Origin of the sequence: Streptomyces sp. NBC_01474 (genome assembly GCF_035918215.1) — a bacterium.
GTDB lineage: Bacteria > Actinomycetota > Actinomycetes > Streptomycetales > Streptomycetaceae > Streptomyces > Streptomyces aureus.
In genome coordinates, this window is the sequence record NZ_CP109449.1 from 1320751 (window position 1) to 1332811 (window position 12061).

The following is a 12061-nucleotide window of genomic DNA, read 5'->3' on the forward strand; positions in this document are numbered from 1 at the left end:
ACTGTGACGCATCCGTGCGGATCAGTGTCGGGACGCTTGTCCGTATGCGTCCCCGGCGCGACGATGTCCCCACAGCGATGCACCGCCGCATCGCCCGCCGGGGAGGCCGACTTGACCGATCCATGGGTGGCCCTGGAGCCGGGCACCGATCCGTCCGAGCGGGTCCGGGTCCTGCGCCGCGCGCACGAGAGGTTCACCGCCGCGGGGACCGTGTCCCGGCCGGTGCGCTCCGTGGTGGCCGATTCCTGGCGGCGCTCCGCCGGGGCGCACGTCAGCCCGGACGCGTCGGCGTCGGTGGAGCTGAGCGACGGCGATCTCGGGGCGTATCGCGCCGAGCATCCCCTGGCCCGGGTCATGCCGCTGTTCCGTGAACTCATGGGGACGTTCGCCCGGGACGGCGAGCATCTCCTCGCTGTGTGCGACGCGCACGGCAGGCTGCTGTGGGTCGAGGGCGACCGGACGACCCGGCAGCGGGCCGGGACGATGAACTTCGTGCCCGGCGCGCGCTGGTCGGAGACGGCGATGGGGACGAACGCGCCGGGTACGGCCGTGGCGGTCGACCGGCCCGTCCAGGTGTTCGCCGCCGAGCACTTCATCCGGCGCGTCCAGCCGTGGACCTGCGCGGCGGCCCCCGTGCACGATCCGCGTTCGGGGCGGCTGCTCGGCGCCGTCGACATCACGGGCGGGGACGGGCTGGCCCATCCGCACAGCCTGGCGTTCGTGCAGGCGGTGGCCCGTGCGGCGGAGTCCCAGCTCGCGCTGCTCGCACCGCCGCCCTCGGACGCGGACAGCCTCCGGCTCACGGCGCTCGGCCGGGACGAGGCCCTGATCGTCACCAGTGCCGGACGCAAGATCCGACTCAGCCGCCGGCACAGCGAGATCCTCGTCCTGCTGGCCCGCCACCCGGAGGGCCTGACCGGCGACGAGCTGCTGTGCGCGCTGTACGAGGACGAGTCGGTCACACCCGTGACGCTGCGGGCCGAACTGGCCCGCCTGCGCCGGGTACTCGGCCCCGACATCCTCGGCTCGCGCCCCTACCGCCTGGCGTCCCCCGTCGAGTCCGACTTCGGGACGGTCGAGCGACGCCTGGGGACGGGTGCGGTGACGGCGGCCGCCGCCGCGTTCGGCGGACCGCTGCTGCCCGGCTCGCAGGCTCCGGCCGTCGTTCGTGTACGGCGCAGGCTCACCGACGAGATACGGGCCGCGCTCATCGCCCGGGGCGACCCCGACCTGCTGGCGGACTGGGCACACGCACCGTGGGGCGAGGAGGACCTCGACGTGTGGCGGGCGCTGGCCTCGGTGCGTCCCGCGCCGCCCGTGCTGGCCCGTCTCAGGGAGCTCGACGCGGAGCAGGCCGCGCCAAGCTCCCCGACGTCGTACGCAACGTATCTGCAACGTCCGCGCGCCTAGCCTCCGTGCGAAAGCTGCCCAACGGCGGGCGGCTCGCACGGGAGGCCAGCCAAGATGACCCTTTACGCAGCGCCCGGTACCAACGGCTCAGTCGTCTCCTACCAGGCCCGCTACGACCACTTCATCGGCGGCGAGTACGTGCCGCCGGCCCTCGGCCAGTACTTCGAGAACCCGAGTCCGGTCAACGGGAAGCCGTTCACGGAGATCGCCCGGGGCACCGAGGCGGACGTCGAGCGCGCCCTCGACGCGGCGCACGCCGCCGCCCCCGCCTGGGGCCGTACGTCGCCCACCGCGCGCGCCGACATCCTCCTCAAGATCGCCGACCGGATGGAGGCGAATCTGGAGAAGCTGGCGGTCGCCGAGACCTGGGAGAACGGCAAGCCGGTCCGCGAGACGCTCGCCGCCGACATCCCGCTCGCCATCGACCACTTCCGCTACTTCGCGGGTGCCCTGCGCGCCCAGGAGGGCTCGCTCAGCGAGATCGACGACGACACGATCGCGTACCACTTCCACGAGCCGCTGGGTGTCGTGGCGCAGATCATTCCGTGGAACTTCCCGATCCTGATGGCCACTTGGAAGCTGGCCCCGGCGCTCGCCGCGGGTAACGCGGTCGTCCTCAAGCCCGCCGAGCAGACCCCGGCGTCCATCCACTACTGGCTGAGCCTGGTCGCCGACCTGCTGCCGCCGGGTGTCGTGAACGTCGTCAACGGCTTCGGCGTGGAGGCGGGCAAGCCGCTCGCCTCCAGCGCGCGCGTGGCGAAGGTCGCGTTCACCGGCGAGACGACGACGGGCCGGCTGATCATGCAGTACGCGTCCGAGAACATCAAGCCGGTCACCCTTGAACTCGGCGGCAAGTCGCCGAACATCTTCTTCGACGACGTGTGGGCGAAGGACGACGACTTCCGCGACAAGGCCCTCGAGGGTTTCACGATGTTCGCCCTCAACCAGGGCGAGGTCTGCACGTGCCCCTCGCGTGCGCTGATCCAGCAGGGCCACTACAACGAGTTCCTCGACGCGGCGATCGCGCGTACGGAAGCCATCAAGCCGGGCAACCCGCTCGACACCGACACGATGATCGGCGCCCAGGCGTCCAACGACCAGCTCCAGAAGATCCTCTCCTACCTGGACATCGGCCAGCAGGAGGGCGCGAAGGTCCTGACGGGCGGTCAGCAGATCGAGTACGACGGCGAGTTGGCGGGCGGGTACTACGTCCAGCCCACGATCTTCGAGGGCAACAACCGCATGCGGATCTTCCAGGAGGAGATCTTCGGCCCGGTCGTCTCGGTCGCCTCGTTCGCCGACTACGACGACGCCATCAAGATCGCCAACGACACGCTGTACGGCCTCGGCGCGGGCGTGTGGACCCGAGACATCAACACGGCCTACCGGGCGGGCCGTTCGATCCAGGCGGGCCGCGTCTGGACGAACTGCTACCACGCGTACCCGGCCCACGCCGCCTTCGGCGGCTACAAGCAGTCGGGAATCGGCCGCGAGAACCACAAGATGATGCTGGAGCACTACCAGCAGACGAAGAACCTGCTGGTGTCGTACTCGGCCCAGAAGCTCGGCTTCTTCTAGGGGCACGAGAAAAGGCGCCTGACCGGGGCCTTTGCCCGGCAGGCGCCTTTGGCTCGACTCGCTCGGAGCGAGAATCGAGGGGATGACCGGCAGCAGCAGTCTGTCTGCAGCCGTCGGCTGTCGGGCCGGCCGACGGCGTCCGCGTCGGTCAGCGGGTGCGGAGACTGCTGGTGTACACGTCCGTACGGTTGTGTGGTGCGCCGGAGTGGGTCTCGGTGAGCACCGCCCGTACTCCCTTGCCGTCTGCCACCAGGCCTTGGTAGTCGCCGAGGAAGTAGCCACCGGCGAACGGCGCCTGCAGCCAGTCGAATACCCGCGAGATCCGCCGTTCGGTCCGGCGCTTCGGGTTTCCGTGGGGCAGCGTGGCCAGTTGGTAGGCGGTGGGCAGGGTGGTGGTGTCGCCCGGCTTGAGGAAGCGCAGGTCGTAGTAGGTGAGCGCGACCGTGCCCCGCTCGTCGACCGCGATCGAGGGGGAGAAGGCCGGTACGCCCATGGGGCTGATCAGCTCCGGGCTCCCCCAGGTGCGTCCGCGGTCGGTGGACCGCACGAGCTGGACGGAGTCGAACTTGCCACCGGAGAAGTCCGCGCCCTCGTAGGCCATGTACAGCGTGCCCGTCTTGGGGTCGATGGCCGGGCTGGGCAGGGTGGACCCGGCGCGCAGCAGCTTGGTGGGGTCGTTCGGGTCGACCTCCGGTACGGAGGTGTCCCGGGCCACGGTGACCGGGGCGCTCCAGGTCTTTCCGGCGTCGGTCGAGGTGACCATCGCGTAGTGGGCTTCGACGACGGTGCTCAGGTCGTCGGCGTAAGTGATCCGGTCGAAGAAGTCGTACAGAGTGCCGGTGCGCCGGTCGACGACGATTTGGTGGCCGATGGTCTGCGTGTTGGGCACGGTGCTGGTGTCGACGAACGGCCGGGCCTTGCTCCAGGTGCGCCCGCCGTCGCGGGTCAGGGAGATGTAGCCGGGACCGTCGAGGGAGCTGGGGCCGGGCGGGTCGTTGTCGAGGCGGTTCCAGACCTGGTAGGCGGTGCCCTTGCGGATGGGGTCGGCGGTGATTGAGGGCTTGTCGTTGAAGAACGGCTGCTTGTCGACGTGCGTGGTGGTGAGGTTCCGCCAGGTGCGGCCGCCGTCGCGGGAGGTGACGGCCAGGAGGCCTGTGCGCGTGCTCTTCGTGAAGTCGACGCCCTCCCCGCCGGCGTAGACGGTGCCGTCCGGTCCGGTGCTCACCCAGGGGTCGGTGGCCCGTTCGAAGTCCGCGCCGCCGGGGGCGCACAGGCTGAAGGGCAGTGTGCTCCGGTGGAAGGTGTGGCCGTCCGTGGTCCAGCCGGCCACCAGGCCGCGGGCGCCGCCGTCGTTCCAGCGGTCCTGCTGGAACACGGTGACCACGCGCTTCGGGTGGCGCGGATCGACGGACAGGTACGGCTCGACCTCGGTGGCCGGGTAGACGATGCTGTCGGGGGACCTCGCGCCGATGGTGCAGTGCGCGTACGGGTCGCCGTGGGACACCTTGACCAGTCGTGTGCCGCCGGGGTTCCGGTCCGCTGCGGCGGGAGTCGCGCCGGTGACCGAGACGAGCAGGAGCGCGGCGGTGGTGACGGCGGTCAGGGGCAGGAAGACGCGCATGCGGGATCTCCTCCGGGCCTCGCGGCCGGGGTACGGGACCGCCGTCATCGGGGCGGCCTGGGGCACGGAGGCGTACCGGAACGTGGGGGTGGGGCGACTCCGCTTGATCCTTTTCGGCGTTGTCGCCGGTGCCCTTGATGGGCCGAAAGGCGGAGTCCTCCCCGGGGTCGTGGAGGAGCATGGCGCGGCGGACGAGCCGGCCGGGCCTGTCCAGCAAGGCCGGACGGTTCGGGCCGTGTCGGGCCGGGATCGGGTGCACGGGCAAGGCGGCGGCAGGAAGGTGGGAAGGCGTCAGGATCGTATCGATCCCCGCGGGGTCGAGCTTGCGGCTCCGGCGCAGGTCGCAGACGCGGGGCGCGACGGCGGGGAGGGTCCGGCAGAAAGTGGCCCAGGGCGGATGGAGCGGTCGTGGTGCCCGGCATGTGGGCAGGGGCACCGGATGTGCCCATCGAGCTCGGCCGCAACAGGCGCGACCGGTCGGCCCGAGCAGACGCGCTAGACCAGCAGCCGCCCACCGAAGACGGTCAGCGGGGCATCACGGTGGGACACGAAGACCTCCGTGCGGTGAGTTCCTGGACAGCTCCCACCACATCGGAGGTCTTCGCCGAGTTCAGGACCTGCCGAGCGTCAACAACCTTCGTGATTCATACAGTTGGGACATCCGGACAACCTCGTCAGTCCCCGTACGACGACGTGGCCGAGGCCGTTTCAGGACAGCGGCGAGCGCGGTGTTCATGACGCCGCGGACCGCCTCGAAGCGGTGACGGCCTCGGCTTCGGGGCGGTCGACGTCCACCATCGCGAGTGCCGCGGTGTCGGGACGGGTGTGGGCGAGCCACCGACGGTGGACCGGGTGCCGTCACGCCGTACGCACCGCGGCGGGTGCACCGGCCGGGGTGGTTGCCCAGCGGTGCACTGACTGATCAAGTGATCGGCTGCGAGGTCCCGTCAGGCATCGCGCAGACGTAGCCGTCGTTGGGGCGTGCCGTGACCTGTCCGCCGGCGGCCGTGCACTCGTCTCTGGTGATGTTCGGAGACGAGGCGGCCTCGGCGCCGGCAGCGCCGACGGCGCTCACGCCGGCAAGAGTTGCCGCGGCCAGGGCGAGGCCAGAATTCTTCGCCTGCGCATGACTTCCTCCTCCTCTCAGGCGCCTTCGTCCGGCCTTCGGGAAGGACAAGTCTCCAGACGACGGCGCCCTCCTACTCAGCGTGGGCGCTGCGCATGAGGCCCGCGAGGGGAGGCCGGCGCCGCGCCCGGGCGGTGACTGCCCGGCCCCGGAGAGGCACGATGTCACCGCCCTCGACCGGCCGCATCGGTACGCCGCGTGCGCGTCGGCAGAGAGCGGGGCGCCGTCGATGTGCTTGCCGTCGAGGCTGCCCACCGGAGCCGCGTTGTGCCCGGGCAGGCCGGAGGTTGGAGAGGAGACGGGCCGTGCCCTGCCTCCGGCTGGTACCGGGGGCCGACAGGCGCGCGGCCAGCTCACGCGGTTCGTGGGCCGCCGCTAACGCGGTTCATGGGCCGCCGCCCGGCAGGCACCGGTCGCGGCGCCGCCCGCCACTCCGGCCCCGGTCAGCCCGGTCACACAACTCTGCAGGTCTCCTACCACGCCACGGCTGCAGGCCGCTGTGACGGCGCCGGAATCGGTGGCACCGGCCTGTCCGGCCATCTGTGTGCAGGCGGGGATGTCCGCCCGGACCGCGGGGGCGGCGAGGACCGCACCGCCGAGGGTGAGGGTCAGGCCGGTGAGGGCACCGGCGATACGGGTCGACGTGCGCATGGGACGCACCTGCCTTCCGGGTTGGTCGCGCGGTCCTGGTCCCGGCGGGCCGGATCCACGCGGTGACGCCGCCTGGCGACGCTCGGTGAGTGGTGCCGCTGGCCGGCGGTCTCACAGACTGACCGCTCGGATCTGCGCCGCAGCCATTGAGCCGTACCGGGACGCGGTCACCAGGCCGAAGGAGAGGGCCCAGGACCGGATGTGACGCGCTCGGACCTCCACTCGCGGGCTCCTCACTCCAGCGTCGCATCCTCTCCCTCGCCCGTCCTGGGCACCCGGGACCGGCCGCACTGAGTAACCGAGCCTGCGCTTAGAGGTCCTGACAAAGGGCGTTGGACGTGACGGTGGGTTATGAGGCAGATCGCAGGGGCCAGCAGGGCGGCCACTGCCACAGCCGTCGCTGCTGCAGCCACTGCCGCGCGCACGACGTTGCAGGCAGCAGGGGTTCCCAGGTACGTGCGGACCTGGGACAGCACTTCCTGCGCTCGCCCGAATCCGCCCGCCAGCTCCTCGCGCGTGCGGAGATACCGCGCGGAGCTCAGATCCTGGCGGTCGGCGGGCCAGGGCACGCTGTCCGCGACGAACGCCGCGACGGGCCACCACAGAGGTGCGCGGTGGCCACCCCATGACCAGGGGCTACGCGGAGATCGCTGTCACACCACTCGGCGGGACGCCATCGCGGTCCGGTGACCACGGGTTTCCCCTGGTCACCGGACCGGACTGAGCGGAATTCCCCCGGGGTTCTCAGGTGCCCGCGTTCTCAGCTTCGAGGTCGACGCCGTGATGGCCGTGGAAGCGAAGGTTGGAGCGGGCGGCCTTGCGGCCGCTCATCGAGGGTGCGGTTGTCGGCCGTCAGCTGGAGATGGCTCAGTGGGTGAGAGCCTCACGGACGGTGCCGCCGGTCAGCGCACACCACGTGCTGAGGTCGACCCTGCCGTCGGGGTGGAGGCTGTGCAGGCGCTGCATATCCTGGATCGCCTTCATGGTGTTGTGGTCATAGGTGCCGGTGATGCCGACGGTGTCGGCGTAGCCCTTGATGGTGAGCAGATACTGCACGGCCTGGACAGGCAGCCCGGAGGCGTCCTTGTCCAGGGAGGGCGCGAGTGCTTCCCAGGTGGCCGTGTCGAATGTGGCGTCGGGGGTGACGGCGAGACCGTGGCTGGTCTGGAAGTCGGCGACGACGGTGTTCATCTCGGTGCTGAACACGCCGTCGATGGAAAGGTCGCTGTAGCCGGCGTTCACCAGCAGGTATTGGGCGACCTGTACCACCTGGCTGTCGACGAACCGCCAGATGTCCGGCCAGCGCCGTGCCGGTGCCGCGGCTGGCGACACACCCATGGAATGCAGTACCCCCTTGCGAATCTGGGGGAAGAGTCGGTAGAAGGCGATGCCGGGGCAGTCGGTGCCCAGGCGGAAGTCCCAGTGACCGAAGATGTCCCACGCGTTCAGGTGGAACTGCCGGCACACCGTGGTGCACAACTTCACCAGCGAGTGCAGCAGTGCCGGGGGCGGGGTCTCCGTTATGTATGTGCCCTCGTTCTCGATCCCGATGGCGTTGCCGTTCTCCCCGGGGCAGTGGGCGGACGTCACTTGGTGCTCGCCGGCGGCGAGGGTCTCCAGGCTGCGGTGGCGGCCCTCCAGGACGTAGCCACCGCGGCTGACGGTGAAGTGCTGGCCGGTGTCCGCCCAGCCGTTCGTGTCCATGTGCAGGTCCTGGCAGTCACGCGCCAACTGCATGGCGTGCTCACGGGAGTAGTCCGTGACGTTAGGGAAATCCATGTGATGCAGGATGATCTTGTTGGTGGTGTTGCCGGTGATCTGGATCGGGCTGGCCGGCGGCCGCGCACCCCAGGTGTCGCAGTCGATGATCCAGGGGAACTGTGGCAAGGGGGTCGCACCGGCAGCGGCGGGGAACGCCACCTCCGTGCCGACGACAGCGGCGACTGCCGTGCCGAGGCCGACCCGGAACAGGGTGCGCCGATCGACTTCGTGCTCGTGCATCACCATGGGGACTCCGAAGTAAGTGGAAAGACCAGGGTCGAGGGGGCGACCCGTCGGAGAATATGCGGCGAACGACACGCTCACCAGGCGTAGTTCACGAGTTTCTTCGCCAACAGCCTTGTCGCCGCTGAGCTGATCCGGCGACTGCGCGGCCAAGCCCTCACTGGGCGGAGAGCCGCGGGAATCCGACAGTGGACTAGACCATTTTGTGGTTGCCGCCAAGGAGAGAACGGGCCCATTATCGGCGGACCGTGATGGAGGATCAGGAGGCACACATGGAGAGACTCTCGCGTAGAACCTTCACCGCCGCGGCCGCGGGCACGCTCGCTGCCGTGACCCTGCCGGCCAACGCACAGGCGGCGGACACACCGGCTGCGGGTGCCGGGACGGAGCACGCGCCGGTAGCCGGCGGCCACGGCGCCGGGCACAGGCAACTGCGCGGCATGTGGATTGCCACCGTGGCCAACACCGACTGGCCTTCGGCGCCGGGCCTTTCGCCCGAGGAGCAACGGCAGGAGCTGTGCGACCTGCTGGACGTGGCGGTCGAACGGCGCCTGAACGCCGTGATGTTCCAGGTACGGCCCACCGCCGATGCCCTGTGGCCCTCGCCCTACGAGCCGTGGGCGCGGTACCTCACCGGCGTCCAGGGGCGCGACCCGGGCTGGGACCCGCTGGGGACGGCGGTGCACGAGGCGCACCGCCGCGGCCTGGAGCTGCATGCCTGGTTCAACCCCTACCGCGTCTCGCTCACGACCGATGTCACCGCTCTGGCGCCCACACACCCGGCCCGCCTCCACCCGGAGTGGATCGTGTCGTTCGGCGGCAAGCTCTACTACAACCCGGGCCTGCCCGAAGTGCGCCGCTTCGTCGAGGACGCCATGCTCGACGCGGTCCGCCGCTACCCGATCGACGCGGTCCACTGGGACGACTACTTCTACCCGTATCCCGTCGCCGGGCAGACGTTCCAGGACGACGACGCATACGCCCGCTACGGCACAGGCTTTCCCGACCGCGACGCCTGGCGCCGCAACAACACCGACCTGCTGGTGCGGGAGATGGCCGAGCGCATCAAGCGGATCCGGCCACGGACGCGGTTCGGCATCAGCCCGTTCGGCGTGTGGCGCAACGCGGGCACCGACCCGCTGGGCTCGGCAACCACTGCCGGCGTGCAGACCTACGACGATCTGCACGCCGACACCCGCAAGTGGGTTCAGGAGGAGTGGATCGACTACATCGTTCCGCAGGTGTACTGGAACATAGGGTTCGCCGCCGCCGACTACGGCGTGCTGGTGCCCTGGTGGTCCGACGTCGTCTCCGGCACCCGTGTCCAGCTCTACGTAGGCGAGGCGTTGTACAAGGTCGGTGTCGCCGGACAGCCCGCCGCGTGGCAGGACCAGGCCGAGCTCTCCCGTCACCTCGACTTCGACACCCACTACCCACAGGTGCGCGGCAACGTCTACTTCTCGGCCACGCAGGTCGCCGCCGATCCGCTCGGCGCGATGAGCCGGGTGGTCGCCGACCACTACCCGACTCGGGTTCGCACGCCATGAGGCCGGACCCCTGCGCACCGCCGGGCGCGGCTCGGCCCAAGAGGCGGCCGGGCTTCGCTTCACCGCGAGGTGCTGGGTCGCCGCTGCGGTGGCACTCCACGGCGAGCCCCGATGTGGGGCCGAGGCGTCGCCAGGGCGAGTGAAACCCGGCAGGGCCGCAGGGGTGGCGCGGCCCGCGCCGATCTCCAGCCTGCCGTCGCACGGGACCGGCACGCCGTGTGCACGGGCGATGTCGCAGGTACCGCAGCCGTGGAGGCAGGCGCCGACGGCAGGGCCCCTGCCCAGCGTCCCGAGGGCCGGTCCATTTCCGGACCGGCCCTGCCCAAGGCGGCCCACCGAGCACCGATTTCATTGGTCAGCGTGGGCGAAGCCGCTGTACCGCCGGTAGACGAAGTGCCTGCTGGTGGGCTGCTCGGCGCAGGAGCTCGGGTTCTTCCGGAGGCCGCGATGAGGCAAGGAGGCGCCCGGCCTTGGCACTTGCCTGTCAGGCGCCTCTCGCCGTGCAAACGTGCTCAGCGCTCCTTGACGGCGTACAGCAGGGTGACGCCGAGCCATGGGCCGCCGTACCAGTACTCGGGGCCGAGCCCGCGCAGTGTGCCCTGCCCGATGTGGTCGGCGTACTGCCTGGCCATGGGCCAGAAGTCGGCGACGATCAAGCGGCCTCCGGGGCGCAGCACCCGCAGGGCCTCGTCCACCGCGCGGTATCGGTTCTCGGGCGACGGGATGTTGTGGATCGCCAGCGCGCTCGTCACGACGTCGAACGAGCCGTCGGCGAACGGCAATGCGGTCATGTCGGCCGTATGTACGTCCACCCGGTCGGAGACCCCGGCCGCGGCGGCGTTGGCGAGCGTGACTTCGGGGCGGTTCCCGCTCTGGTCCTTTCCGGACCACAGGTCCACGCCACGGCGTGTCCCGTCGGCAGCCGTCTGGCCGCCTCGATCAGCACCGCGCCGCGACCGCAGCCCAGGTCCAGGAGCTGCTCGTCGCCCTTCAAGGCGGCCCGGTCCAACTCCCGCCTCCAGACGCGCAGTTTGCCGCGCAAAGTGGTGTGCAGGTAGATGCCGGTCTGGGCGATCAGGGCTGTCCCCGCGGTTGCCAGCGCTTTCCGTCCCGGCCGCCACCGGCCGGTGGCCAGGCAGCAGGCCGCGCCTGCGGCGCCGAGCAGCGCCGGGAACGCTGGAGCGTCAACGCCGTAGCGCGGCCACCGGACGTCCGGCAGCGGGAAGTCTTTCCGGTTGTTGGACATGCTCGCAGTGTCACCGGCTCGGTTGCCGGGCGTCTTGTAGAAATGTCCCCCGAGACCCGCATGATTGGCCTCGTGCCCGCGGGGTGGCCCGCCCGCCGGGTCGCCTCGTGCCTGCCGGGTGCGGACCGCGGGTCAAGACGGTCAAGAGGGGGACAGGTACGCGGGGGCGGCCCATGCGACGTTCCCCGATCGACGGGATACGCGTGCACCCGGCGTGTGTCGAAGCCGTCGACGTCGCTCTTCGGACGCTCGAATCGGCCGGCCGGCACATCGTCGACACCCCTCTTCCGCTGCCGCCGGCCGACGAGTTGGTCACCGCGTTCACGACACTGTGGAACGTCGGCGGTGCCGGGACCACGCTCGCGGAATCGGACCGTGTCGAGCCGCACAATCGCGCTCTGCGGGAGGCGGCACGAGCGATCGACTCGTGGGCGTACGCGGAAGGGGTGCGCAGGACGCAGCAGTTGTCACGGCGCATCGTCGAGGGCCTCCTCGCCGGCTTCGACCTCCTCGTGACGCCGTCGATGGCCTGCCTTCCGCCGCTCGTCGGTGCCTGGCGGACGGGCACCGAGGACGATCCCCTGAGGGCATTGCGGAACAGCGGTCCGATGGGGGTGTTCACGTCGGTCTTCAACGTGACCGGCCAGCCGGCGATCTCCCTCCCCGTCCACCACGACGAGGCCACCGGCCTGCCCGTCGGCATCCAGATCGTCGCCGCGCCGTGGCGGGAGGACCTCCTGCTCCAGGTGTCCCACACCCTCGAACTCGTGCTCCCCTGGGCCGGTCGCCGGCCGGCTGTCAGCTGACCGCGCGGGCTCACTTCCTGGCGGTGACGTGGGGTGTGTGCGCTTTCGCCGCCGTCTCGCTCGCGGTACGGG

The 12061-nt window shown here is 70.6% G+C and carries 10 protein-coding genes and 1 pseudogene; 4 read left to right on the top strand and 7 right to left on the bottom strand.

What is annotated here, in order from left to right:
* Window positions 1-111 precede the first annotated feature (111 nt).
* The gene (locus OG758_RS06370) at window positions 112-1410 is read left to right on the top strand and encodes a GAF domain-containing protein (protein ID WP_326709048.1); all 1299 of its coding nucleotides are present in this window, start codon (window positions 112-114) and stop codon (window positions 1408-1410) included.
* 54 nt (window positions 1411-1464) lie between these two features.
* Window positions 1465-2988: an acetaldehyde dehydrogenase ExaC gene (exaC, locus tag OG758_RS06375; RefSeq protein WP_326709049.1), complete on the top strand. Its 1524-nt coding sequence runs from the start codon at window positions 1465-1467 to the stop codon at window positions 2986-2988.
* Between the two features lie 148 nt (window positions 2989-3136).
* Here the strand turns inward: exaC and OG758_RS06380 are convergent, their stop codons facing one another.
* The 5 genes and pseudogenes from OG758_RS06380 to OG758_RS06395 all read right to left on the bottom strand — a co-directional run bounded on the left by OG758_RS06380 (window position 3137) and on the right by OG758_RS06395 (window position 8543).
* Window positions 3137-4609: a sialidase family protein gene (locus OG758_RS06380; RefSeq protein WP_326709050.1), complete on the bottom strand. Its 1473-nt coding sequence runs from the start codon at window positions 4607-4609 to the stop codon at window positions 3137-3139.
* 202 nt (window positions 4610-4811) lie between these two features.
* Window positions 4812-5158: pseudogene (locus OG758_RS48840) on the bottom strand (IS481 family transposase); the annotation flags it as partial.
* Between the two features lie 373 nt (window positions 5159-5531).
* Window positions 5532-5684, bottom strand: coding sequence for a hypothetical protein (locus tag OG758_RS06385; RefSeq protein WP_326709051.1), 153 nt, complete (start codon window positions 5682-5684; stop codon window positions 5532-5534).
* 426 nt (window positions 5685-6110) lie between these two features.
* A complete protein-coding gene (locus tag OG758_RS06390; protein ID WP_326709052.1) occupies window positions 6111-6386 on the bottom strand; it encodes a hypothetical protein in 276 nt (91 codons plus the stop codon).
* Between the two features lie 867 nt (window positions 6387-7253).
* Window positions 7254-8543 (bottom strand): peptidoglycan recognition protein family protein, encoded by a 1290-nt coding sequence (locus OG758_RS06395; RefSeq protein WP_326709053.1) that lies wholly within the window; start codon window positions 8541-8543, stop codon window positions 7254-7256.
* 119 nt (window positions 8544-8662) lie between these two features.
* On the opposite strand from OG758_RS06395, the gene OG758_RS06400 reads away from it, so the two are divergent.
* Complete coding sequence (locus OG758_RS06400; RefSeq protein ID WP_326709054.1) at window positions 8663-9937, top strand: glycoside hydrolase family 10 protein; 1275 nt, start codon at window positions 8663-8665, stop codon at window positions 9935-9937.
* 512 nt (window positions 9938-10449) lie between these two features.
* On the opposite strand, the gene OG758_RS06410 is transcribed toward OG758_RS06400, so the two are convergent.
* A complete protein-coding gene (locus OG758_RS06410) occupies window positions 10450-10836 on the bottom strand; it encodes a class I SAM-dependent methyltransferase (RefSeq protein WP_326709055.1) in 387 nt (128 codons plus the stop codon).
* Window positions 10725-11183, bottom strand: coding sequence for a hypothetical protein (locus OG758_RS06415; RefSeq protein ID WP_326716291.1), 459 nt, complete (start codon window positions 11181-11183; stop codon window positions 10725-10727). The genes OG758_RS06410 and OG758_RS06415 overlap by 112 nt, the downstream gene beginning before the upstream one ends.
* A gap of 173 nt (window positions 11184-11356) precedes the next feature.
* Here OG758_RS06415 and OG758_RS06420 point away from each other — a divergent pair, with 173 nt between their 5' ends.
* Entirely contained in the window at window positions 11357-11989 is a 633-nt protein-coding gene (locus OG758_RS06420) for an amidase family protein (protein ID WP_326709056.1), read from the top strand.
* Window positions 11990-12061 lie beyond the last annotated feature (72 nt).

Bases quoted from the DNA above. Each gene is read 5' to 3' on its own strand.
- OG758_RS06415 (WP_326716291.1), bottom strand. From the start codon at position 11,183: ATGTCCAACAACCGGAAAGACTTCCCGCTGCCGGACGTCCGGTGGCCG.
- exaC (WP_326709049.1), top strand. From the start codon at position 1,465: ATGACCCTTTACGCAGCGCCCGGTACCAACGGCTCAGTCGTCTCCTAC.
- OG758_RS06390 (WP_326709052.1), bottom strand. From the start codon at position 6,386: ATGCGCACGTCGACCCGTATCGCCGGTGCCCTCACCGGCCTGACCCTC.
- OG758_RS06420 (WP_326709056.1), top strand. From the start codon at position 11,357: ATGCGACGTTCCCCGATCGACGGGATACGCGTGCACCCGGCGTGTGTC.
- OG758_RS06380 (WP_326709050.1), bottom strand. From the start codon at position 4,609: ATGCGCGTCTTCCTGCCCCTGACCGCCGTCACCACCGCCGCGCTCCTG.
- OG758_RS06400 (WP_326709054.1), top strand. From the start codon at position 8,663: ATGGAGAGACTCTCGCGTAGAACCTTCACCGCCGCGGCCGCGGGCACG.